Origin of the sequence: Streptomyces nigra (assembly GCF_003074055.1) — a bacterium.
Lineage (GTDB): Bacteria > Actinomycetota > Actinomycetes > Streptomycetales > Streptomycetaceae > Streptomyces > Streptomyces nigra.
Map to the genome: position 1 here is coordinate 3,586,653 of NZ_CP029043.1, position 23,833 is coordinate 3,610,485.

The window sequence follows — 23,833 nt, forward strand, 5'->3', positions numbered from 1 at the left end:
ATGCGCGGGCCGGGAACGTGGTGGCGGGGCAAGAGCACCCCGGCGAAGGTGGAGGCGTACACGCGAGGGTCGTTCCACTTCTTCGCGGTGATGGAGGTCCTCTCGGCCGGGGTGCCGGTGGTCCGCGGGACCGAGGGCGGGCCGGGCGCCGTGCTGTTGCTCCTGGTCTGCGTGCACGCGGCGATCAGCGCCCTGACCGTGTCACGGGCCGTGGACTGGGTGTGCGGGCGGCGGGAACAGCCCGTCCGGACGCTGTGGACGCTCGGTGCCGCCACCGCGCTGATCTCCGTCGTGGCCCTCGCCCTCGCCCTGCACGGTCCGGGCGGTGAGGAGGCCCGGTCCGCGGCGGGCAGCGTCATCGGCGTCGTGATCGTCTTCGGCGTGGGCATCATCGCGCTCGGCCTGGACAGCCGCCGGCACGTGTACACCCTGCTGGCCGGTTTCGCGGGCGGCGCGGGCGTCGTCGCGGTCCTGACGGGGATGCCCGTCCTCGGCGCGCTGACCATCGCGCTGCTCGTGCTGGTCTGCTGCGGCTTCATCACCTTCACGGCCGTCTTCTCCGTCTGGCTGCTCAAGGCCGTCTACGAGCTCGACGAGGCCCGCGAGACCCGGGCGCGGCTCGCCGTGGCCGAGGAGCGGCTGCGGTTCGGGCGCGATCTGCACGACGTGATGGGGCGCAACCTCGCCGTCATCGCGTTGAAGAGCGAGCCCGCCGTGCAGCTGGCGCGGCGCGGGCGGCCCGAGGCCGTCGAGCAGATGATCGAGGTGCAGCGGATCGCGCAGGAGTCGCAGCGCGAGGTGCGGGACGTCGTACGGGGTTATCGGGAGGCCGACCTGGAGGTCGAGATCGCCGGTGCGCAGGGCGTGTTGACGGCGGCCGGGATCGCGTGCGAGGTGACGGGGGAGGCGGCCGGGCTGCCGGTCGACGTGCAGTCGGCGCTGGCCTGGGTGGTGCGGGAGGCGACCACGAATGTACTGCGGCACGGGAACGCCGAGCGGTGCACGGTGGATGTAGGGGTGAGTGAGGGACGCGTGGTGCTGAAGGTGGAGAACGACGGGGCTGCCGGAGCCTCCGACGGGGGTGGGGGCTCCGGGCTCGCCGGGCTCCGCGAGCGGCTGGCCGCGGTGGACGGCACGCTGGAGGCCGGCCGGGTCGAGGAGGGGGTGTTCCGGCTGGTGGCGGAGGTGCCGTTGGCCGGAGCGGGTGTCCGGGAGGCCGTCGTATGAGCGAGCCGGTACGGCTGCTGCTGGCCGACGACGAGCATCTGATCCGCGGCGCGCTCGCCACGCTGCTGTCCCTGGAGGACGACCTCGTGATCGTCGCCGAGGCGGCCGACGGACCAGAGGCGCTCGCCATGGCGCGGGCCCACCGGCCCGATGTCGCCGTCCTGGATCTGCAGATGCCGGGGGCCGACGGTGTGAAGGTCGCCACAGCGCTGCGGACCGAACTGCCCGGGTGCCAGGTGCTGATCGTGACCAGTCACGGGCGGCCCGGGCATCTGAAGCGGGCCCTTGAGGCGGGTGTGCGCGGATTCGTCCCGAAGACGGTCAGCGCCCAGCGGCTCGCGGAGATCATCCGGACCGTGCACCGCGGAAACCGGTACGTCGACCCGGAGTTGGCGGCCGACGCCATCGCCGCCGGGGACTCCCCGCTGACCGCGCGGGAGGCCGAGGTGCTGGAACTCGCGGCCGACGGGGCGCCCGTGGCGGAGATCGCGGAGCGCGCCGCGCTGTCCCAGGGGACCGTGCGGAACTATCTGTCCTCCGCCGTCTCGAAACTCGGGGCGGAGAACCGGCACGCGGCGGTGCGCCTCGCACGCTCCCGCGGTTGGGTATAGTGGTTCCCGCGCCACGGCGCATGCGAACGTAGCTCAGTTGGTAGAGCGCAACCTTGCCAAGGTTGAGGTCGCGAGTTCGAACCTCGTCGTTCGCTCCACAGCAAAGGCCCCGGTCATCGACCGGGGCCTTTGGCATGTGCCGGGGCAGCGGCTAGCGTGCGTGACCATGACACGCAGGTGGACCCCGGCGGCCCGGTTCGCGCTCGGCGGCGCCGTCCTGACGGCCGCGCTGCTCCTGGGCGGAGACCGGACCGGGGCGCTGACCGCGGCAGCGGTGTCCCTGCTGATCGCGGCGGTGCACTCCCCGCTGGTCTTCCCCCGGTCCGTGGGGGCCGAGGAGGCGCGGCGGCGCAGTGACGCCGACGGCCGCCCCGTCGTCTACTGGCGGCCGGGCTGCGCCTACTGTCTGCGGCTGCGCTTCCGGCTGGGCCTTCGGGGCCGCCGGGCGCACTGGGTGGACATCTGGCGTGACCCGGCCGGGGCGGCGGAGGTCAGGGCGGCCAACGGCGGCGACGAGACCGTGCCGACGGTCGTCGTCGCCGGGCGGCCGCACACCAATCCGGACCCGCGCCGGGTGCGCGAGTGGCTCGCCCTGCCGGGCCGCGGCTGAGGGGCGCTCAGCTCCAGGTCGTGCCGGTCAGGCGTTCGTAGGCCTCGACGTACTTGGCGCGGGTCGCGTCCACGACGTCTTGGGGCAGGGGCGGCGGGGGCTGCTCGCTCGCGCGGTCCCAGCCGGAGGCCGGCGAGGTCAGCCAGTCCCGTACGAACTGCTTGTCGTACGACGGCTGCGGGCGGCCCGGCTCCCACTGCTCGGCCGGCCAGAAGCGGGAGGAGTCCGGGGTGAGGACCTCGTCGGCGATGACCAGGGTGTCCCCGTCGAAGCCGAACTCGAACTTGGTGTCCGCGAGGATGATGCCGCGCTCCCGGGCGATGTCCCGGCCCCGCGCGTACACGGCGAGCGTCGTCTGCCGCAGCTGGGCGGCGGTGTCCGCGCCGACCTGGCGGGCGACCTCCTCGTAGGAGACGTTCTCGTCGTGCTCGCCGACGGCGGCCTTGGTGGCCGGGGTGAAGATCGGCGCGGGCAGCTCCGAGCCGTCGACCAGACCCTCGGGGAGGGCCAGACCGCAGACCGTGCGGGTGTCGTTGTACTCGGTGAGGCCGGAGCCGGTGAGGTAGCCGCGGGCCACGGCCTCGACCGGGATCATCCGCAGCGACTTGCAGACGAGGGTGCGGCCCGCCCAGTCGGCGGGGGCGCCGGCGGGCACCTCGGTGCTCAGCACATGGTTGGGGACCAGGTCGGCGAGCTGGTCGAACCACCACAGGGAGAGCTGGGTGAGGATGCGGCCCTTGTCCGGGATCTCTGTGGGCAGCACCCAGTCGTAGGCGGACAGGCGATCGCTGGCGACCATCACGAGGTCACCGGCCTCGTTCTGGTACAGCTCGCGCACCTTGCCGGTGTGCAGGTGCACCAGGCCCGGAACCTGAAGCGGTTCGGGCTTTTCTACGAATCCGGACACGGTTCCTCCCCGTAAGTCTGTCCAATGCGTCGATTGTCCCGTACGGGGCGCCGACCGCGGACCGGGGGTGGGCCCGGAGCGGGGCCGGGGCCGTGCCGCGTGAGCTCAGTCACGCTTGCAGATGCGGTCCAGGAGGTTGGCGGTGGCGCGCTGGACGCGCGGGTCGACATGGCCCGGCCGGTCCAGCGCCGGGGACCAGGCGAAGGTGCCCGAGGCGAAGACCAGGGCGCCGGAGTGCGCGCGGTACAGCGACGTCTCCTGGTGGCGCAGCACCCCGTGCCGGTCGGCGTACGGGGAGTGCGCCAGCAGGATGCGCTCCTCGTGGCCGGGCAGCGGGGTGCGCGGGAAGTAGCGGTCGGCCTCGCCCGCCACCAGGCCCGGGATCTCGTCGCCCTCATGGGCGCCGGTGGCCTCCCACAGCCAGTGGTCGGCGTTGCGGACGATCAGTGGGTGCGGCTCGGGGACCTGCCCGGCGTACTGGATGCCGATGAGCTCCTGCTCCGGGCGGTCGATCTCCCGCCAGAGCACCGGGCGGCCGGGGCCCCTGCGCTTGCGGCAGGTGAGCAGGCGGTCCGGGACACCGGACGGCGAGGGACCCAACTCGACCTGCCAGTACATGGAGTTGGCGGAGAGGAACACCAGGGACGTGCCGTTCTCCCGGGCGAGTTCGACCGTGCGGCGCATGTTCACCGACCAGTACTCGTCGTGGCCGGGGAAGACCAGGCCCCGGTACCGGGTCGGGTCGACGTGGCCGCCGTGCAGGTCGCGGGCGTCGGCGTAGGCGATGTCGTAGCCGTAGCGCTCGGCCCAGCGGATGAAGTCGTAGGCGTGGCCGACGTGCAGGGGCAGGCCGGCGCCCGCGTACGGGCGGTCGAAGGAGACCGTCGTGGCGGCGTCGTCCTCGCCGAGCAGCCGGCCGTCCTCGTCCCAGGCGTGGTACAGGCTGGCGCCGAGGCGGCCGTCCTCCGGGTAGAGGTTGTACGCCTGCCAGGTCACATCGGGCAGGAGCAGGAGCAGGTCCGCCGGGTGGTTGTCGCGGACGGTGAACGGGATGTGGGAGCGGTAGCCGTCGTGGGTGGTGAGGACGGCGACATAGGCGCCGTTGCTCCAGTAGCTGGGGATCTGCAGGCGCCAGGACAGCCACCAGTGGTGGCAGGAGACCGTGCGGTCGGCGGTGAGCGGGGCGGGCTGCACGATGCCGGACAGCCGGGGGCTGGTGGTGATCTTGGCGGCGCCGTCCCCGCCGTAGTGGCCGATGCGGTAGATGTCGACGGCGAACTCCTGGGGCGGGTCGACCGTGATGTGGAAGTCGACCGCCTCGCCGGGCGCGACCGCGCCGGTGGAGGTGAACCCCTTGATCTGGCGGTGGACGTCGTCCGCCGAGCGGGGTCCGGCGCTGCGGGGCGCGGGGACCCGGGGGGTGCCGGCCGTCGGCGGGTGGGCCTGTCCGTCCACGTACCAGGGGACGACCTGGCCCGTGTCGTCGAAGTACGTCACGTTGCCGCGCAGCCAGGGGACCGGGCCCTGGCCGAAGGGGTCCGTCACGGCGTGCGCGAGAGCTCCCGACTCCCAGCGGCGGATCTGCTCCGACCCCATGGCCGTACCCCTCCCTTGTCCCCGGTGGTCGCACATCGAGCGTCGTGCCGTGGCCCTGGCGTGGCGGGCACGCCGGGCCGACCGGTGCTGCGGTGGTGCACGTCGTGCTCACGGTGCCGGGTGGTGCCCGTCGTGCTTCCGGTGCCGGTGGTGCCTGTCGTACGCCTGATGCGCTTGCCCGGTGGTGCTGCCGTGCGGCTGGACCTCACCGGTCGGCGTGGCGTAAGCCCTTGCCATATGCGCTTCGACCCCAGCACATCACATTGCGCTCGCTTCCTGTCACTATTCGTTGCGAATTGGCCGAAAGTGGAACCGGGGGCTCCGACTGAATTCGGCGTTCCCCGGGAGGCCTGTCCGCCGTCTCCGTCGCGTCCTCGCCTGTCAGACCAGGCGTACCGGCTTCTCGGGGCGTATCCCGGACTCCACGAGCCAGGCCCGCAGGGGCGCCGGATCGCCGTCCTCGATGAGGCGGAGGACCCGGGGGGCCAGGTCGGTGGCGCGTTCGCCGTTGATGAGCAGCGTGGGTCCGTCGAGCCAGTCCAGGCCCGGGGTGGCGCCCGCGGTGTCCATGGCCGCGCAGCAGACCATCGCGGTCACATGGTCGGTGAGCAGCTCGCGGGAGCTGCGGGGCGGCTGGAGCGGGAAGAGCGGGAGCGTCCCGATGTCCAGCAGCGTGGTGTCGGGGGTGAGGGCCGTCGGCGGCCCGGCGGGGGCGGCGGCCTCCTCGCGGGCCAGCTCGGCGGTGAGCCCCGCGGCGAGAGCGGAACTCCGCTCGGTCTCCTGGTCCTCGTAGGGGGAGAGGTCGTCCGGGAGCTCGGGGGTCGGGGTGGGCAGAGGGGCCGGAAGGTGGGCTTCGTCCTGAGGAGCCGTGAGGTGGGCTTCGTCCGGGGGTGCCGTGAGGTGGTCGAGGACCCGGGAGAGGGTGGGGCCGTCGGAGCCGGGGGGCGCGTCCCCGGGGTGGCGGCGGACGCCGAGGGCGTCGAGGACGCGGTGGAGGCGGGCCGCGTCCGTGCGCCAGGTGCGGTCGACGACCTCCTCCGGGTACTCCTGCCAGCCCACCGGCGACCAGTCCGGGCCGGTCTCGGCCGGGCCGCCGTGGAACAGCCGGGCGGCCAGCAGGGACGCGGCCTCGTCGATCGCGCCGGGCTCCTCGAGGAGGTCGCAGGCGGGGCGTTCGCCGAGCCGGGAGGCGAAGCCCTCCGCCAGGCGGTCCCGCCGTGACAGCTCGGTGAGGGCGGCGACCACACCCGCGTCCAGCCGGGACGGCCAGCGGCCCATCCGCCAGGCCGGCAGCGCGACCCGCGTCAGCAGCCGGTCCCAGCCCGCGTAGGCCAGACCGACCTGCTCCTGGGCGACGATCCGCAGGCCGTAGTCCACAGCCTGTGCACGCTCGGCGGCCGCCGCGGCCACTCCGCGCTCCATCTCGGCGGCGTGCTCCCGGCAGCCGCGCAGCAGCAGACGCGCCACCCGGCCGAGGCCCGCGCACACCGCCCGCGACCCGGGACAGCGGCCGCCCGTGGCGGCGACGGCCACGGCGGCGTCCAGTCCCCGGACGAAGCGCCGGGCCTGGGCTATGTCGGGGTGCGCGGAGGGCCCGGTGCCGGCGACGACCGGGGCGAGGACGGCACGCAGCTCCCCGACCCGCATCCACCACAGGAACGGCGAGCCGATGACGAGGACCGGCGCGGCCGGCGTACGGCGATGGGGGCCGCGCCCGCCGCCGCGCAGGCCGTTGAGCCCGTCGTCCGCGGGCTCCTCGGGCGGGGGCGGGCCGTGGGACCGATGGGTGCGGTCCTCCAGCCAGCTGTCGCAGTCGGGGGTGAGCGCTATCGCGGACGGGGCCGGGACGTCCAGCCGGTCGGCGAGGTCGCGCACCAGCCGGTAGAGGTCGGGGGCCTGCTCCTCGCCGATCGTCACCGTGGGTGTGACGGCGGGCCGGGCCCGGGCGACGACCAGCGCCACCACCGCGGCGGCGAGGAGGACGAGGGCGGCGAACGGGGTGAGCACCCAGCGCACGGCGTCCCAGCCGGGGCCGGTGAGATGCCCGGTGGACGGTCCGGCGAGCAGCACCACCGCGAAGGCGGCGGGCAGCAGGGCGACGGCGAGCGCGCGGCTGCGGACGCGCAGCACCGCCAGCGCCCGGGCACGCGCGCCCTGAGCCCCCGCTTCCATCCCCATTCCGGTCACGGCCGGACCTCACCCCCTCCGCGCTGCCCTGGTCGTCGGAACTGTCCTGGCTCTGCTCACTCCCCCACTGTGGCACCCGCCACCGACATCGCAATGCCGGTGGGCCAAGTGCCGGAACGCCTGCGCGGCACAGTAGTTGGGGCGTCGACCCACGTCAGCCGGTTGGGCCATCGGTCACTCGATGGAATGGCTTTGGGGAAAGGTGGATGACGGACGGCGAGGGTCGGACCTCTGGTCCCGGCATACGTCGGGCCCCGGATCCTGAGACGGATCCGGGGCCCGGCGGGTTGGCCGGCGGGGGCGGCTACGCGTCGGCGGCGGCCTTCGCGGCGATGTCCGTACGGTGCTGGGAGCCGTCCAGGCCGATGCGGGCCACGGCCCGGTAGGCGCGGCCGCGGGCCTCGGTGAGGTCGCCGCCGGTCGCGGTGACGGACAGCACACGGCCACCGGCGCTGACGACCGCGTCGCCGTTGCGGCGGGTGCCGGCGTGCAGCACGTAGGCGTGCGGGGCGTCCTGGGCGGCCACCTCGTCGAGGCCGCTGATCGGGTCGCCGGTGCGGGGGGTGCCGGGGTAGTTGTGCGAGGCGACGACCACGGTGACCGCGGAGTCGTCGCTCCAGCGCAGCGGCTCCAGGTCGGCGAGGTGGCCCTTGGCGGCGGCCAGCAGGACTCCGGCCAGCGGGGTCTTCAGCCGGGCGAGGACGACCTGGGTCTCCGGGTCGCCGAAGCGGGCGTTGAACTCGATCACGCGCACGCCCCGCGAGGTGATCGCGAGACCGGCGTAGAGGAGCCCGGAGAACGGGGTGCCGCGGCGGCGCATCTCGTCGACGGTCGGCCGGAGGACCGTCTCCAGGACCTCCTCGACCAGCTTCGGGTCCGCCCACGGCAGCGGCGAGTACGCGCCCATGCCGCCGGTGTTCGGGCCCTCGTCGCCGTCGAGCGCGCGCTTGAAGTCCTGCGCGGGCTGGAGCGGCAGCACCGCCTGTCCGTCGGTGATGGCGAAGAGGGAGACCTCGGGCCGTCCAGGAACTCCTCGATGACGACGCGCTCGCAGGCGTTGGCGTGCGCGCGGGCCGCGTCGAGGTCGGCGGTCACGACGACGCCCTTGCCGGCCGCCAGACCGTCGTCCTTGACGACGTAGGGGGCGCCGAAGGCGTCCAGGGCCTCGTCGACCTCGGCGGGGGTGGTGCAGACGTAGGAGCGGGCCGTGGGGACGCCGGCCGAGGCCATGACGTCCTTGGCGAACGCCTTGGAGCCCTCGAGCTGCGCGGCCTCCTTGGAGGGGCCGAACACCGGGATGCCCGCCTCGCGCACGGCGTCGGCGACCCCCGCGACGAGGGGTGCCTCCGGTCCGACGACCACGAGCTCGGCGCCGAGCCGTTCGGCCAGCGCGGAGACGGCCTCGCCGTCGAGGGCGTCGACCTGGTGCAGTTCGGCGACCTCGGCGATGCCGGCGTTGCCGGGCGCGCAGTGCAGCGCGGTGACATCGGGGTCGAGGGACAGGGAGCGGCACAGGGCGTGTTCGCGGGCGCCGCTACCGATGACGAGGACCTTCACGGGGGTCAGCCTAACGGCCTTCTTGTGCGGGATGCCGAGGGGCCGGGGGCGGGGGACCTGTGCGTTCCTCCAAAACCGGCCGGGTGCGGGAGCGCCGGAGCGGCTCGCGAGGACGGGCCCGGCCCCGGCCGCCTGCTCGTTGTCCCGGCCGCCTACTCGTTCGTGATCTCCTCGACCACCGTCGCGCCCAGCTCCCGCACGATCAGCTCGCGGCCGGACAGCGCCGACTCGTTGAGGTCGGGGTCGTCGTCCTCCGGGATGTCGTCCTCCAGGGAGACGGAGGGCGGCTCGGGGGCGCTGGGCCGGGGCGCGGGGGCGGGTGACGGCGCCGAGGGGGCCGCCGGTGCCGCGGACGGGGCCGGCGCCGGGCGCGGGGCGGCCGAACCGCCCGGGCCGCCGCTCTGACCTCCGTAGCCGCCGTGGCCGCCGGGAGCCGGGACTCCGCCTCCACCGCCGAAGCCGGGGGATCCGCCCGGGGCCGGGGGCGCCGAGGCGCCGCCCGACGGGTCGACGATCGCCTCGATCTTCCACTGCACGTGGAACTGCTCGGACAGCGCCTGCCGCAGCACGTCCTCGCTGCCACTGCTCGCGAAGTTGTCCCGCGCGCCCGCGTTGACGAAGCCGAGCTGGAGGGTGGTGCCGTCGAAGCCCGCGACCTGGGCGTTCTGGCTGAGCAGGATCCAGGTGAAGCGGCGGCGGTTCTTGACCGCCTCCAGGATGTTCGGCCACAACTGGCGGGGGTCAAGGCCTCCGGCCGCGACGGCCGCGGGGGCGGCTGCGGCTGCGGGTGCCGGTGCGGGTGTGGACGTAGGTGCGGGTGCGGCTGCGGGTGCCGGTGTGGGCGCGGGGGTGCCGGTGCCACCGCCCGCCGGGGCCGCCGTGGGCCAGCCGCCGGGTCGCCTGCCGCCGCCCGCGGGCGCGGCGGTGGGCCAGGCGCCGGGGGCGGCGGGCGCGGGCGGGGCCTGGGGCGCCGGGGCGGGCTGTGCGGCGGGGGCGGGGGGCGCAGGTGGCTCTGCCGTCGGCGCACCCGCTGGCGCGACCGGCGTCTCCGGGGCGGGACCCCGTACGGCGGCTCGGGCGGCGGCCAGTCCCCCGCCGGGCGGCACCGGAGGGGCGGCCTGCGGGGGCGCGGCCTGGGCGGGTGCGGGGGCGGCGTGGGCCTCAGGACCGGGGGCGTACCCCATCGCGGGGGCGCCGGCGCCCGCGGAGAAGCTGACGCCTCGCTCCAACCGGTCGAGCCGGGCCATGACGGACCGCTCGTCGCCATAGGTGGCGGGCAACAGCACGCGCGCGCAGATCAGCTCGAGCTGGAGGCGGGGCGAGTTGGCACCGCGCATCTCGGTCAGCCCCTGGTTGACCAGGTCGGCGGCGCGGCTGAGCTCGGCGGCGCCGAAGGTGCCGGCCTGGGCCTGCATCCGCTCCAGGACGTCGGCGGGGGCGTCGATGAGCCCCTTCTCGGCGGCGTCGGGCACGGCGGCCAGGATCACCAGGTCCCGCAGCCGCTCCAGCAGGTCGGCGACGAACCGCCGCGGGTCGTTCCCGCCCTCGATGACGCGGTCCACGACCTCGAAGGCGGCGGCGCCGTCACCGGTCGCGAAGGCCTCCACCACGGAGTCGAGCAGCGAACCCTCGGTGTACCCGAGGAGGGAGGTGGCCATGGCATACGTCACACCCTCCTCCCGCGCCCCGGCGAGAAGCTGGTCCATGACGGACATGGAGTCACGTACGGACCCCTGGCCCGCGCGCACGACGAGCGGGAGCCCGCCGTCCTCCACGGGGATGTCCTCGCGACGGCAGACGTCGCCCAGGTACTCCCGCAGGGTGCCGGGCGGGACCAGCCGGAACGGGTAGTGGTGGGTCCGGGACCGGATCGTCCCGATGACCTTCTCGGGCTCGGTCGTGGCGAAGATGAACTTCAGGTGCTCCGGTGGCTCCTCGACGACCTTCAGCAGGGCGTTGAAGCCGGCCGACGTGACCATGTGGGCCTCGTCGATGATGTAGATCTTGTATCGACTGGAGGCGGGCCCGAAGAACGCCTTCTCGCGCAGCTCACGGGCGTCGTCCACACCACCGTGCGAAGCCGCGTCGATCTCGATGACGTCGATGGAGCCCGGGCCGTTGCGCGCGAGGTCCTGGCAGGACTGGCATGTCCCGCAGGGGGTCGGCGTGGGGCCCTGCTCGCAGTTCAGACAGCGGGCCAGGATCCGTGCGCTGGTCGTCTTGCCGCAACCGCGCGGACCGCTGAACAGGTACGCGTGATTGACCCGGTTGTTCCGCAGCGCCTGCTGCAACGGGTCGGTGACATGCTCCTGCCCGATGACCTCGGCGAACGACTCCGGGCGATAGCGGCGGTACAGCGCGAGAGACGACACGCCTACGAGGTTATAGGCGTGCACTGACATCGGGTCCCGCCCCCGGGGCACGCGAACGCCCCTCACGCACCCGCCAGAGCCGACCTACCCTTGCTGCCTTCCGGCCCTGGGGGAGTTCAGTCAGATAGCGCCGCGTGAGGGGCTGCCCAAACAGTACCCGATGACGGGGGCGGGGAACGAGTTCGCGAGCACTCCTCAACGTCTTGTATTGTTTGCGGCGGAGGATTCGCCTAGAGGCCTAGGGCGCACGCTTGGAAAGCGTGTTGGGGGCAACCCCTCACGAGTTCGAATCTCGTATCCTCCGCCAGTGCCTCACCGGGCACGATGTCGAAGGGCCCCACCGTTCGCGGTGGGGCCCTTCGACATTGTCCGGGCCCTTCTCGCTCAGCGTGGCGTCAGTCACACGCGGCGGCCGTCCATCGGGTGATTCCCGGTGGGCCGGCGGGGCGGTCGGCCGGGCGTCGGGCGGGGGCGGCGCCATGGTGAGGGTCCGGTCGTCGCCTTCGTACGGAGCCCTCGTGGAACAGCACCCCGACCCCTCCCGCGGCCCGACGGGCAAGGGGCGTGCCGCGGCCCTGCTGCTGATCCCCGTGGCCGTGGGCCTGGGCATCTGGTTCGTGGGGCGGGGCGTGACGCCCGATCCGAACAGCAGCCTGTTCGGGGCCCGATACGACGAGGCCATGGAGCTCAAGGCCCGGCTGGGCAGCGCCCTGCTCGGGCTCGCGCTCGTCCAGCTGCTGCTGGCCGCCTGGATGTACGGCCTGCTGCCCGGGGCGAAGCGGGCCCCGCGCGCCGTGCCCCGCGCGCACCGGGTGACCGGACTGCTCGCCTTCCTGCTCTCGGTGCCGATCGCCTACCAGTGCCTGAGCGCGTACGGCATCGAGCTGACCTCGCCACGGGTGGCGATCCACTCGGTCACCGGCTGCGTCCTGTACGGCGCCTTCGCCGCGAAGGTCGTCGTGGTGCGCAGCCGGCGGTTCCCCGGGTGGACGCTGCCGCTCGTCGGCGGCCTGCTCTTCTGCGCGATCGCCCTGCTCTGGTACACCGCCGCGCTGTGGCAGCTGAACGGGTTCCACGCGCCGGGGCTGACGTGACGCGGGCGCTCAGTAGCCGCCGTTCTGGGACGCTGGCTGCTTGGTGATCTTCTTGCCGTCGGTGCCCAGCACGAACCACTTGGCGCCGAAGGCGTCGACGCCCTGGCCGTTGGTCTGCCCGGCCTTCGTGTCGTCGGCGAACGTGTAGAGGGGCTGCCCCTTGTACGTCACCTGCTTCGAGCCGTCGCTGCGCTTGATGGTGTCGAGCAGTTTGCTGTCCACGCCGCCCTTGGCGACGACCTTGCCGTCCGCCTTCAGCGGCGGCCACGCCTCCGCGCAGGCGTCGTTGCAGGTGGACTTGTCCTTCTTGTCGGACTCGAACAGATAGAGGGTGTGCCCCTTGTCGTTGACGAGGATCTTCCCCAGTGACGTGTTCTTGGTGGTCACCGTCACGGAGGACGCCGCTTTGGTCCCGGTCGCCGACGGGGCGCCGGCGGCGTGGGCGACGGACGTCCCGCACAGCAGGAGGGCTGTTCCGGTGGCAGCGACAAGTGCTCGGACGTGAATGTTCACGAGAATCGCCTCGGAGAATGGGGTACGGCTTCCGCTCTGGGCGCGCGCGTCACGTGAGTCCCAGTAGACAACGAAGCGGACCGCCCGGCCACAGCAGACGGCGAGTGCTCGGCGACGCCGTCCGTTGCCGCCGTCCGGTCAGGCCATCTCGGGCTGGGGTTCCGGACGCAGGGCCGGGGTGGGCTTCGGGTCCCAGGCCCGGGTCGTGCGGAGGTAGCCGTAGATCACCGAGGCCATCGCGCCCAGCAGGAGGGGGCCGAAGAGCCAGGGGTGGCGGCCCATCTCCAGGGGGATGAAGCGGTACGACAGCAGGAGTGCGGTGAACACCGCGGCGCCGTGGGCGACCAGGCGGGCGCCCGCGCGGTCCCAGCCGCGGGACGTCGCGCGCAGGGCCGCCTCGATGGTGAGGGTGAAGACCACACCGGCGACGAGGTCGACGCCGTAGTGGTAGCCGAAGCCCAGGGTCGCGCCGAGGGTGGCGACCAGCCAGAACGTGCCCGCCCAGCGCAGCGGGCGGGGCCCGCGGCGGGAGTGGATGAAGATCGCGGTGGCCCAGGCCGTGTGCAGGCTGGGCATGCAGTTGCGCGGGGTGATGCCGTCGAACGGGATCGGGTGCGGGGCGGCGAGCGCCGGCACCGTGTGGGGCCAGATGTCGGCCGTCGCCCAGGGCCCGCCGTCGGGGCCGTACGCGAAGACCGGGCCGACCACCGGGAAGATCATGTAGATACCGGGGCCGAGCAGGCCGATCACGAGGAACGTGCGCACCAGGTGGTGGCTCGGGAAGCGGCGCTCGGCCGCCACATGGCGCAGCTGGTAGAGCGCGACGAGGACCGCTGCGACCGCGAGCTGCACGTAGACGTAGTCGAGGATGTGGGCGCCGACCGGGCCCGAGGCCTCGACGATCCGGCCGACGACCCAGGAGGGGTTGCCGAGCGCGTTGTCGGCGATGGCCACGTACGGATCGAGCACCTGCGGCTGGGTCTTCGACGTGATCAGCAGCCAGGTGTCGCCGGTCTTGCGGCCGGCGACCAGGAGCAGTGCCAGACCGACGCCCTTGAGGAGCAGGAGACGTTCGGCTCCCGTGCGGCGGGTGACGGCGACGACCGCGCAGCCGAGGACCACGCACAGCGCGCCGTTGCCGAAGGGGTGGCCCTCGTCCCCGCCCAGGACCGGCAGCGTGCCGGTGGCCCAGCGCACGGCGAGGACGGCCAGATCGACGCCGAGGGCCGCGCCGAGCGCGATGAGGCGTTCCCGCCAGGTGAGGACGACCATCATCAGGCCCATGCCCGCGTAGAGCAGGAAGCCGGACTTGGGCGGGAACGCGATCTCACGGACCTGGTTGGTGAGGGGGCCCGGCTCACCGTAGTGGCGGGCGGCCACCTCCAGTGCGATCAGGAACCCCAGGGCGACCACGCCCACGGCGGACCACACCAGCGCACGCTGCCGGCTGCCTATTCGCGCGAACGTCTGCGATGTGTTGGATATCAATGGTCTCGGCCGATGTGTGAAGGGCGGTCGTCAGCACTCGTTCGTGAGTTCGAGCATGGTACCGAAGCGCGGTAGGCGGATTTCGCGCTGCTCGGCCGCCCCCCGAGGGAGAGACGTCAAAGGGGCGTCGCGCGTTGCCACCCGCCCCGAAGTCGCGTGTCGGGCCCGCACGGGGTCATGCGTCCAGTGGCTGTTCCGCCCAGATCGTCTTGCCCTTGGCCGACTGGCGGGTGCCCCAGCGCCGGGTGAGCTGGGCCACCAGCAGCAGGCCCCGGCCGCCCTCGTCGAAGCTGCGGGCGCGGCGCAGATGGGGGGCCGTGCTGCCGCCGTCGGACACCTCGCAGATGAGGGAGTCGTCGTGGGTGAGGTGGATCAGGCGCAGTTGGACGGGCGGCTGGGCGTGCCGGATGGCGTTGGTGACCAGTTCGCTGACGACCAGTTCCGTGACGAAGGCGGCCTCCTCCAGGTCCCACGCGTCGAGCTGGGCGAGCGCGTCCTTGCGGGCCTGGGCCACGGCGGACGGGGTGGACGGCACGTCCCAGGTGGCGACCTGCGAGGCGTCCAGCGCGCGGGTGCGGGCGACGAGGAGGGCGACGTCGTCGGGCGGCCGGGGCGGCAGCAGCTCGGTGAGGATGCGGTCGCACAGGGCGTCCAGGGTGGGTTCGCGGCTCGCCAGCAGGCCCCTCAGGCGGCGGACGCCCTCGTCCGCGCCCTCGGAGCTGGACCGGCCGCCGGGTGTGACCAGGCCGTTGGTGTAGAGGGCGAGCAGACTGCCCTCGGGCAGGTCGATCTCGGCGCACTCGAAGGGCAGCCCGCCCACGCCCAGCGGCGGGCCCGAGGGCAGGTCGACGACGTCGGCGGTGCCTCCGGGGGCGACCACGACCGGCGGGGGATGCCCGGCGCGGGCCAGCGAACAGCGCCGGGAGATCGGGTCGTAGACGGCGTACAGGCAGGTCGCGCCGACCTCCCCCACGCACTCGGGGTACCGCTCGTGCGCCCGGCCGCCGTCCCGCTCGGTGGACAGCCGGGACACCAGGTCGTCGAGGTGGGTGAGCAGTTCGTCCGGGGCCAGGTCGATGTCGGCCAGGGTGCGTACGGCCGTCCGCAGCCGGCCCATGGTGGCGGAGGCGTGGATGCCGTGGCCGACGACGTCCCCGACGACCAGGGCCACCCGCGCCCCGGACAGCGGGATCACGTCGAACCAGTCGCCGCCCACCCCGGTGTGCGCGCCGGCCGGGAGGTAGCGGGAGGCGACCTCCAGCGCCGCCTGCTCGGGCAGCCGCTGCGGCAGCAGACTGCGCTGCAGGGTGACCGAGCGGTCGCGTTCCCGGGTGTAGCGGCGGGCGTTGTCCATGCCGACGGCCGCCCGGGCCGCCAGCTCCTCGGCCAGCACCAGGTCGTCCCGCTGGAAGATCTCGGGGTGCGTGTGCCGGGCCAGGACGGCGACGCCCAGGGTGGTGCCGCGAGCCGTCAGCGGCACCGTCATCACCGAGTGGATGCCGAACTCCCGGACCCGGGCGGCCCGGACCGGGTCGCGGGCCACGAGCGCGGTGATCGCCGGATGCGTCATCTCGTACACCGTGGCGTGGCCGGAGCGCAGTGTCTCGACCGGCGCGGAGCCCTCGGCGTACCGCTCCAGGGCACCCAGCGCGGTGACCGCCTCGGGGACGCCGGGCGTCACCGACTGGTGGGCGGCCCGCAGCAGTTCGAGCGGGCCGGGCGGCGGGCCTCCGCCGCGCGCGGCCGCGTCCGGTACGTCGTCGACGGAGGGCAGCAGGTCGACGGAGACGAAGTCGGCGAGCTCGGGGACGATGACGTCGGCCAGTTCCTGCGCGGTGCGCATCACGTCGAGGGTGCTGCCGATGCGCCGGCCCGCCTCGGCGATCAGCTGGAGCCGCTGCCGGGCCCCGTGCTGTTCGGTCATGTCGTGGGCGGTGAGGCAGACACCCCGGACGGCGCCCGCGGCGTCCCGCAGCGGTGACATCACCAGGGACCAGGCGTGCGCCCGGGTCTCGCCGGCGGCGGGCAGGAAGTCCTCGTTGACCTGCGTCTCCCCGGTGCTCAGCACGCGGGCCATGCTCTGCTCGGCCCGCCGGCCGGCCGGTTCGTCCACGATCTCCTCGACGCGCAGGCCCACCATGTCGGCCTCGGAGAGGGCGACGGCGCGTTCCATGGCCCCGTTGGCCCGGCGCAGCCGCAGCCGGGTGTCGTACAGGGCGGTCGCGCAGCAGGGCGACTGGGCGAAGCTCCAGCTGACGAACGGCTCGTCGCGCCGGTCGGGGGGCGCCTGCCGGGCGGTCAGCGCGCACACGCAGAACCACTCGCGCCGCCCGTTCTCCCCCGTCCGGTGGTGCGCCAGGACCGTGGTCGTGAGCGTACGGCCGTCGCGGTGCCGGAGCCGGACGGTGCCGTGCCAGCGCCGCAGCCGGGGGAACGGGGGCAGCTCGCGCCCGCGCGGGGGGTCGGCCAGCAGACCGGCCGCCGGACGGCCCACCACCTCGTGCGCCGGGTGGCCGAGAAGGCGCTCGGCCCCCGCGTTCCAGCCGGTGACCGTGCCGCGTTCGTCGACGGTGACCCGGGCGGTCAGTTCCTCACCGACCAGGTCGTCGAGGTCGGACGGGGCCCGGGCGCCGGCGGCGGGCTCGTGCATGATCGCTCATCTCGCTCTCGGAGGGGTTCCGTCCGGCCCGCGCTCCGGCACTCCGGGCCGCGCCTCCCTCCGCGCACCGTGGCGCGTCATCGGCGCGATCCGGTGGGGGCGCCGGAGGCCGCGGTCTGGCAGCCGGGGCACCACACGGTCGTCCGGCCGGCCACGCGGGTCCGGCGCAGCGGGGCGCGGCAGCGGGGGCAGTGCGGGTCGGGGTCGTCCCGGCGGCCGGTCAGCCAGGAGGCGCGCGGCGGGACGCGCCCGGTGGGCACGGCGGAGCGCAGGGTGCGCCGCATCTGGCGGTAGAGGCCCCCGCGGTCGGAGTCGGTCAGCTCGCGCACCGGACGGTCGGGGCTCAGCCGGGCCCGCCACAGGATCTCGTCGGCGAGCAGGTTGCCGAGACCGGCGACGGCGGACTGGTCGAGCAGCACGCCCTTCACGGTGCCCCGGCGCCCGCGCAGGGCCTCCTCGAACCGCTCGCGGTCCACGTCCAGCGCGTCGGGCCCCTGCCCGGCCAGCAGCCGTACGACGTCGGACTCGTCCTCGGCCAGCCACAGGCCCCGGAGCTTGCGCTGGTCGCGGTAGCGCAGGCGGCGGTCGCCGGACAGGGTGAACAGAACGCGGTCGTGGGGGTCCACGGGGTCGTCCGGCCCGGCGCACACGAGCGAGCCGGTCATACCGAAGTGCAGGGCCAGGGTGGGGCCGCCGGTACGGGCGAGCAGCCACTTGCCGTGCCGTTCGGCGCCGGTGATCCGCCGGCCCTCCAGCGCCTCCCGCAGCCGCCGCGCGTCGGCGCCGTGCAGCACGCCGGGGTCACGCACCTCGATCCGGCGCACGATCCGGCCCTGTGCGCAGGTCCGGAGTACGCCCCGGAAACCCTCGACGTCCGGCAGTTCGGGCATGACGGACGGCCTTCCTCAGGTGAATGCCGTACTTCTTATGGTGTGCCCTTTTCCTCCGGCTCCTCACCTCGTGGGGCGGGCTGCCGGCAAGACATCCCCTAGGTCGTGTCCGCAGAGTCGCGCCTGCCGACCGACGCCCGGCACGCCCTGTGGGCGGACGACGCGACTTTGCGGACACGACCTAGTGCACGGTGATCGTGCTGGTCTCGCTGATCTGGTCGACGTCCGAGGTGCGGACGGTCACCTTCATCTCCCAGGTCCCGGCGACGGGCAGGTTGAGGAAGCTGTTGCCCCAGTAGCCGCCCCGGTCGGTGAGACCGGCGTCGAGCGGGCCGATGTCCTGGGCGGGGTGGGTGAAGGTGATCCGCAGCTCGGGGACGGTCGAGACACCGCCGTCGGAGCCGTAGACCAGGGCCTCGATCGAGTTGTCGCCGACCCGGGCCGGGTCGATGGTGATCTGCACCGTGCCGCGTCCGCCGGGGGTGCCGACGTCGAACGGCACATCGGTGACGGAGGCGCCGACGACCGCGGGCGCGGCGGTCGCCGCCTCGGCCTCCGCCCGGCCCGGCAACGTGCTGGTCAGCAGCGTGGTGACCGCCAGCACGGCCGCGCCGACGGCGACCTCGGTGAGCACGGAGCGCCGCAGGGACCGGCGGTGCGCGGGGTCGGGGGTCTCCTCGGCGGGCGGGACCGGGGCGGAGGGCTCATCCGGCGGCTCCGGCGGGGCGGACGGCTCCGATGCGGAGGGCGACCCGGACGGCGAGCCCCCGGCTCCCACCGTCACCTTGTCCCGTACCGCCGTCTCCGCCGGGACCGGCGTCTGCGCGCGGTCCACCGCCGCCGTCGTCTGCAGGGCCGTCCAGCGGCGGGACACGGCCGCCGCCGCGAGGAGCACGACGACCGCCATCAGCTTGATGGCCAGCAGCCTGCCGTACGTCGTGTCGGCGAGCGCGTCCCAGCCGCCGAGGCCGCGCCAGGACTGGTAGACGCCGGTCACGACCAGGACGGTGACGGACACGAACGCCAGGCGGGAGAACCGGCGTACCGCCTCCGCGGAAAGGTCGGCGCGGTACAGGGTGACGAGCAGGGCCGCCAGACCGCCCAGCCAGACGGCGGTGGCGAGCAGGTGCAGCGCCGAGGAGGTCATGGCGACCGGAACCTGGATGCCGGCCGAGGCGTGCTCGCCGGCCGCCCAGGTCATGGCGAGACCGACCGCGAGCGCGGCGCCCGTCCAGCCGTAGGGCCTCCTCTGCCGGGACAGCCGCAGCAGATAGGCGCCGGCGGCCAGCAGGAGGGCGAGGCGGGCCAGCAGGACGAGGCCGGGGCGGCCGGTCAGGGTGCGGACGGCCCCGTCGGCGTCGAACGCGCCGAGCGGGCCCTCGCCCGTCTCGTACGGGGCACGCAGCACCAGCAGGACCAGCGTGGCCGCGAACAGCGCCCACCAGGACGTCCTCAACAGGCTGTGGAGAACCGCGACCCGGGTCGGACGGCAGACCGCGACGAAGGTGCCCGTGCCGATGAGCAGGGCGACGGCGAGATAGGCGAGATAGCGGGCGATGGTGTGCAGGGCCTTGGTGACCGGGTCCTCGGTGGGGCCGGTGATGACGGCGGCCGACGCGGTGACGGTGGCCTTGCCGACGGAGAAGGTGAACGCCCCGGACACCGGGTGGCTGTCGGCCGACACCACCCGCCAGGCCACCGTGTAGGTGCCCTGCTCCAGCCCTTCGGGGAGGGTCACCCGGGCGGTGTCGGCGCCGTCCGGGCCGTGCTCCGGCTCACCGGTGCGCAGCCGGCGGCCGTCGGGGTCGAGGACGCGGAAGGAGTCGTCGAGCAGGCCGACGGACTCGGTGAAGGTCAGGGTGAGCACCCGGGGCGCCGACTTCAGGACGGCGCCGTCCTCCGGGTCAGTGGTGCGCAGCGCGGCGTGCGCGGACGCGGGCCCGGCGCCGCCGAGGAGGAGCAGGACCAGCAGGGGGCCCAGCAGGAGCGCCCGCCGCAGCCTCCGGCGCCCCGCTCCTCGTCCGTCCGCACACGTCACGCCGCATCTCCGCCTTACGTCCGCACCGGCCTCCCGGTACATACGGACGCGACGGGCTCCGTGCTCACCGGTCCGCCGGGTCACCATCCGGGCCGTGCGGACACCCCGCCGTCCACCACGAGATCGTGCCCGGTGACCCAGGACGCCAGGTCCGAGGCCAGGAACACGCAGGCGTCGCCCACGTCCCGCGCACGACCCAGCCGTCCCAGGGGCGCCGCCGCCCGCCATCGTGCCACCCCGTCCGGCCATGCCCGCTCCAGCCCCTCGCGGTGCACGAGGCCGGGCGAGACCGTGTTGACGCGGACGCCGTGCGGTCCGTACTCCTGGGCCGCCGTACGGGCGTGGGCCACCACCGCCGCCTTGGAGGCGCCGTAGTGGGCGTGCAGCGGGGCCGGGCGGGCCGCCTCGACGGAGGCGATGTGGGTGACCGAACCGCCGCCGGGCCGGCTGCGCATGATCTCCGCGGCGGCGCGGGTGCAGGCGAAGACGCCGGACAGGTTGGCGTCCACCACGGCCCGCCAGTCGGCCGCGGTCATCTCCTCGAGCCGCAGAGTCGGCTGCATGCCCGCGTTGTTCACCAGGGCGGTGAGGCCACCGCCCCACTCGGCGGCCTCGGCGAGCAGCCGCCGGCAGGCGTCCTCGTCGGTCAGGTCGGCGGTCAGGACGACGGCCCGGCCGCCCGCCTCCCGGATGCGCCCGGCGAGCCCGTCGGCCGCCTCCCGGGAGGCGCGGCAGTGCAGGGCGACCGCCGCGCCCTCCTCGGCGAACCGGGCCGCGATGCCCTGCCCGATACCGCCACCCGCGCCGGTCACCAGGCGATCTGTCCGTCGAGAAGTCCGCTCATGGACGGCACAGTTCCGCGATCCGGGCGCTCTCGTGGGGATAGCGCGCCGTGAGGTCCGCCAGGTCGCCGTGCTCGTAGTCCCCGTAGGTGAAGCCGGGGGCCATGGTGCAGCCGAAGAAGGCCCAGGAGCCCCCGGCCGCCACCCGGGCGCCCATCCAGGTGCCGGCCGGCACGGTGAGCTGCGGGTGCTGGCCGCGCGCTATGCCGTGGCCCAGGATCTCGGTGCGGGAGGTGCCGTCGGGGGCGAGCAGCAGCATCTCCAGGGGGTCCCCGAGGTAGAAGTGCCAGACCTCGTCGGACGGCAGGCGGTGCAGGGCCGAGTAGTCGTCCGCGGTGAGCAGGACGACGATCGCGGTGCCCTGCGGCCGCCCGTCGGGCTGTTCGGGTCCGGCCCAGGTACGGCGGAACAGCCCGCCCTCACGCGGGATCGGCTCCAGGCGGTAGTGCGCGACGAGTTCCTCGGGCGTCATCTCCCACAAGCTACCTCCCGTGTGAGGAAGGCGAGTTGGGCCTCCTTGCGCGGGAGGTACACATCGGGCAGGTCGACCTCCGGCAGGACGACGACCGGCCCGGCGGTGAAGCCCTGCCGCAGGAAGCGGGCCACGGCCTTCTCGTTGCGCACGTCGGGGTCGACGACCACCCGTGTCCGGCCCAGGGTGCGGAAGACGTAGTCCGCGACGACGGTGAGCAGCGCGGAGGTCCAGCCGGGCTGCGCCCCGCCGGGCCCGGCCGGGGCGAGCAGCAGATGCAGGCCGAGGTCGCCGGGGCGGACCTCGTAGCACTCGCCGACCCGGTCCGCGTCGGGCTCGTACGTCTGCAGCAGGGCGACCGGGTCGCCGTCGCGTTCGACGAGGAAGGCGTGGTGGCTGTCGAGACCGGCCATATGGGCGTAGATCTCGGCGACCTGGTCCCGTGTCAGGCCGTTCATGCCCCAGAAGACGGCGCGCTCCGCGCTCACCCAGGTGTGCACGGTCCCGGCGTCGGTGTCCGGGTCGAGGGGGCGGACGGTGACGGTGCCGAAGCCGTCGACGGCCTGCCGGTGGACGGCGGCGGGCGCGGGGGCGGCCGTGGGCAGGTCAGACATCGGTCTCCTTCTCGAACGCGGTGAAGTCGGTGACGACGGGGACCAGTTCTCCCCGCAGCCACAGCGGCAGCTGGTCGCGGTGGTGGGGCGAGCCGGGGACACCGGACGCCCCGAGCGGGACGACCCAGCGGCTCGCCTCGCGGTCGGCCAGGTCCCAGACATAGCGGGCGGCGGGGCCGCGCGCGCTCAGGTCGGTGAGGCCGGGCACGGCGGAGGTGCACAGGACGCAGTCGTGGTCGCCGGAGAGGCCGGGCTCCTCGGCCGCCGGGTCGGGCAGGGCCCGCCAGGGGGCGAGCCGGTGGGTGTCGCCCCAGGTGCGCCGGGACGCGGTGTCCCCGGCGACCTCCTCGACGGCCGCCCGCACCACCTCGGCGCGGTCGATCCCGTAGAGGTCGTCGGCGCGCAGCAGGTGTTCGAGGGCGAAGGCGACACGGGGGAGCAGGGCGAGCCAGGGGAGCAGGACGTCGGGGTAGGCGGGCGGGACGGTCAGCGCGGCGAAGGCGGGGTGCGCCGCGATCCGGCGGACGACCGCGCCGCGCACCCGTGCGTAGAGGGCGGCGGCCTCGCTGTCCGCGTCCATCCGGCGGTCCCAGACGAGGAGCGCCCGGCGGACACGACCGGCCGCGGGGCTGAGGGTCTCCAGGGCTTCCAGGAGGTCGAGCAGGGCGGCCGCCGAGGCCAGGTGGGTGTCCATGTGGAGGGCGGGCATGTCGGCGGCGGACCAGCGCTCCTTCGCCGTCAGCAGGCCGGTGATGCGGTCGGCGCGGTGGGGTGCGGCGAACTCGACGCCGAGGGGGGCGGCGAGGCCGCGCTGGTTGGCCATGGCGGCGACGCCGTCGGTGAGGCCGCCCCGGGGGGTCTCGTGCCAGCCGTGCCACTCGTGTCCGGGCTCCCAGGCGGGCACCGGGTGGAGCCGGTTGGCGGTCGAGCGGACGGGCACCTTCCCGGCGACGCGGTGCAGCAGGCCGCCCTCGGTGTCGGCGGCCTGGACGACGTTGACGGGTTCCGTCCACGCGTCGAAGGCGCGGTCGACGTCGGCGACCCTGCGGGCCCGCAGCAGGGGCAGCAGGGCGCCGAAGCCGAGGTCGCCGGTGACGCGGGGCGGGTGGCGCAGGGCGAGGGCCAGGGGCGGGTCGTCGTCGCCTGCGGGGTCCGGGCCGGACGTCCCGTCGGGCAGTCCTTCCGGGCCGCCCACGACGACGGGTCCACGGGCCGTCTCGATCACCTCGATCTCGACCGAACCCTCCCCCGCGACCTCCACGGTCTCGGTGTGCCGGGAGGCGCGCCGCCACCCGCCGTCCGGGTCGAGGGCCTCGACGCCCGCCCCGGTGCGCCGCAGCCGCTCGCGGTACAGGTCCTGGTAGTCGGCCATGGCGTTGGTGATGGCCCAGGCGACCGAGCCGGTGTGCCCGAAGTGGGCGATGCCGGGGACGCCGGGGACGGCGAGGCCGACGACGTCGAACTCCGGGCAGGACAGGTGGATCTGCTGGTAGACGCCGGGTTCCTCGATGAAGCGGTGCGGGTCGCCGGCGATGACCGCCTGCCCGGTCACGGTCCGTTCGCCGCTCACGAGCCAGCCGTTGCTGCCGGAGGTGCCCGGCCCGTCGGTGGCGAACAGGCCGACCGCGTCCGCGCCCAGATGCCGCCGCACCCGCTCGCGCCAGAGTTTGGCCGGGAACCCGGCGAACAGCAGGTGCACGCCGAGCCACACGCCGAACGGCGTCCACGGCTCCCAGTGCCCCGGGGCCAGCCCGGTCCGCGTGAACTCGGGTGTCCTGCGGGCGCCTTCGGCGAGACCCTCGTTCACCCCGTCGACGTACGCCCGTACCCAGTCCGCGGTCTCGGGGTCCCGCTTCTCCAGCGCGGCGAAGCAGCGGCGCGCGGTGTCGTCGAGACGGACCCGGCGCACGAGCACGTCCCAGGAGAGTGCCTCGGCCCCGAGGAAGGACGCGGAGGTGCCGCGCGCCCGGTGCCGTTCCACCTCCAGCTGCCAGGCCCGGTCGAGGGCGGTGACCCGGCCCTGGGCACGGGCGAGTTCCGTCACCCCGTCCGCCCGCAGATGCGGAATGCCCCAGGCGTCACGGAAGATCTCGCCGATCACCTGCACCCCTCCCTTGCTTTAGGTTAGCCTTGCCTAAGTCATCATCGGTGCCGGA

General features: G+C 74.3%; 16 protein-coding genes, 2 tRNA genes, 1 other RNA gene and 2 pseudogenes. 6 read left to right on the plus strand and 15 right to left on the minus strand.

The features are described from left to right. From DC008_RS16515 to DC008_RS16530, 4 genes are all read left to right on the plus strand, one after another. Nucleotides 1-1,227, plus strand: coding sequence for a sensor histidine kinase (locus DC008_RS16515; RefSeq protein WP_108707637.1), 1,227 nt, complete (start codon nucleotides 1-3; stop codon nucleotides 1,225-1,227). Then, entirely contained in the window at nucleotides 1,224-1,838 is a 615-nt protein-coding gene (locus DC008_RS16520) for a response regulator transcription factor (protein ID WP_108707638.1), read from the plus strand. The genes DC008_RS16515 and DC008_RS16520 overlap by 4 nt, the downstream gene beginning before the upstream one ends. A gap of 22 nt (nucleotides 1,839-1,860) precedes the next feature. Continuing rightward, a tRNA-Gly gene (locus tag DC008_RS16525) sits at nucleotides 1,861-1,936 on the plus strand. A 68-nt stretch (nucleotides 1,937-2,004) separates the two neighbouring features. After that, nucleotides 2,005-2,448 (plus strand): glutaredoxin domain-containing protein, encoded by a 444-nt coding sequence (locus DC008_RS16530; RefSeq protein WP_108707639.1) that lies wholly within the window; start codon nucleotides 2,005-2,007, stop codon nucleotides 2,446-2,448. 7 nt (nucleotides 2,449-2,455) lie between these two features. Here DC008_RS16530 and DC008_RS16535 read toward each other — a convergent pair whose 3' ends face one another. The 6 genes and pseudogenes from DC008_RS16535 to ffs all read right to left on the minus strand — a co-directional run bounded on the left by DC008_RS16535 (nucleotide 2,456) and on the right by ffs (nucleotide 11,213). Then, on the minus strand, nucleotides 2,456-3,355 hold the full coding sequence (locus DC008_RS16535; RefSeq protein ID WP_108707640.1) for a phosphoribosylaminoimidazolesuccinocarboxamide synthase: 900 nt from the start codon (nucleotides 3,353-3,355) through the stop codon (nucleotides 2,456-2,458). A gap of 105 nt (nucleotides 3,356-3,460) precedes the next feature. Next, entirely contained in the window at nucleotides 3,461-4,951 is a 1,491-nt protein-coding gene (locus DC008_RS16540; RefSeq protein ID WP_108707641.1) for a N,N-dimethylformamidase beta subunit family domain-containing protein, read from the minus strand. 381 nt (nucleotides 4,952-5,332) lie between these two features. Further along, nucleotides 5,333-7,129 carry a M48 family metalloprotease gene (locus DC008_RS16545; RefSeq protein ID WP_244221495.1) on the minus strand — a complete coding sequence of 599 codons (1,797 nt, stop codon included), beginning with the start codon at nucleotides 7,127-7,129 and terminating at the stop codon, nucleotides 5,333-5,335. Nucleotides 7,130-7,442: 313 nt separating this feature from the next. Continuing rightward, nucleotides 7,443-8,695, minus strand: a pseudogene (gene purD / locus DC008_RS16550) (phosphoribosylamine--glycine ligase). Between the two features lie 152 nt (nucleotides 8,696-8,847). Next, entirely contained in the window at nucleotides 8,848-11,067 is a 2,220-nt protein-coding gene (locus DC008_RS16555; RefSeq protein WP_108707643.1) for a DNA polymerase III subunit gamma and tau, read from the minus strand. 51 nt (nucleotides 11,068-11,118) lie between these two features. Then, nucleotides 11,119-11,213, minus strand: an RNA gene (gene ffs, locus DC008_RS16560) — signal recognition particle sRNA small type. 73 nt (nucleotides 11,214-11,286) lie between these two features. On the opposite strand from ffs, the gene DC008_RS16565 reads away from it, so the two are divergent. Then, nucleotides 11,287-11,374: transfer RNA gene (locus DC008_RS16565), tRNA-Ser, on the plus strand. Between the two features lie 211 nt (nucleotides 11,375-11,585). Then, nucleotides 11,586-12,161, plus strand: a complete 576-nt coding sequence (locus DC008_RS16570; protein ID WP_244221364.1) for a DUF6529 family protein — start codon at nucleotides 11,586-11,588, stop codon at nucleotides 12,159-12,161. Between the two features lie 9 nt (nucleotides 12,162-12,170). Here the strand turns inward: DC008_RS16570 and DC008_RS16575 are convergent, their stop codons facing one another. The 9 genes and pseudogenes from DC008_RS16575 to DC008_RS16615 form a co-directional block, all read right to left on the minus strand. Further along, a complete protein-coding gene (locus DC008_RS16575; RefSeq protein WP_235073229.1) occupies nucleotides 12,171-12,674 on the minus strand; it encodes a COG4315 family predicted lipoprotein in 504 nt (167 codons plus the stop codon). A gap of 138 nt (nucleotides 12,675-12,812) precedes the next feature. Continuing rightward, complete coding sequence (locus tag DC008_RS16580) at nucleotides 12,813-14,108, minus strand: phosphatase PAP2 family protein (RefSeq protein ID WP_108710727.1); 1,296 nt, start codon at nucleotides 14,106-14,108, stop codon at nucleotides 12,813-12,815. A 229-nt stretch (nucleotides 14,109-14,337) separates the two neighbouring features. Then, entirely contained in the window at nucleotides 14,338-16,812 is a 2,475-nt protein-coding gene (locus DC008_RS16585; protein ID WP_108707645.1) for a SpoIIE family protein phosphatase, read from the minus strand. 86 nt (nucleotides 16,813-16,898) lie between these two features. Further along, a complete protein-coding gene (locus DC008_RS16590; RefSeq protein ID WP_108707646.1) occupies nucleotides 16,899-17,711 on the minus strand; it encodes an Fpg/Nei family DNA glycosylase in 813 nt (270 codons plus the stop codon). Nucleotides 17,712-17,892: 181 nt separating this feature from the next. Continuing rightward, nucleotides 17,893-19,836, minus strand: coding sequence for a copper resistance CopC/CopD family protein (locus DC008_RS16595; protein ID WP_374207389.1), 1,944 nt, complete (start codon nucleotides 19,834-19,836; stop codon nucleotides 17,893-17,895). Beyond that, nucleotides 19,830-20,593, minus strand: a pseudogene (locus DC008_RS16600) (SDR family NAD(P)-dependent oxidoreductase). Before DC008_RS16600 ends, DC008_RS16595 begins: the two are co-directional and overlap by 7 nt. After that, nucleotides 20,590-21,063, minus strand: a complete 474-nt coding sequence (locus tag DC008_RS16605; protein ID WP_108707649.1) for a cupin domain-containing protein — start codon at nucleotides 21,061-21,063, stop codon at nucleotides 20,590-20,592. The pseudogene DC008_RS16600 and the gene DC008_RS16605 overlap by 4 nt, the downstream one beginning before the upstream one ends. Next, nucleotides 21,060-21,677, minus strand: coding sequence for a GNAT family N-acetyltransferase (locus DC008_RS16610; RefSeq protein ID WP_108707650.1), 618 nt, complete (start codon nucleotides 21,675-21,677; stop codon nucleotides 21,060-21,062). Before DC008_RS16610 ends, DC008_RS16605 begins: the two co-directional genes overlap by 4 nt. After that, entirely contained in the window at nucleotides 21,670-23,778 is a 2,109-nt protein-coding gene (locus DC008_RS16615; RefSeq protein ID WP_108710728.1) for a penicillin acylase family protein, read from the minus strand. The genes DC008_RS16610 and DC008_RS16615 overlap by 8 nt, the downstream gene beginning before the upstream one ends. Between the last annotated feature and the right edge of the window lie 55 nt (nucleotides 23,779-23,833).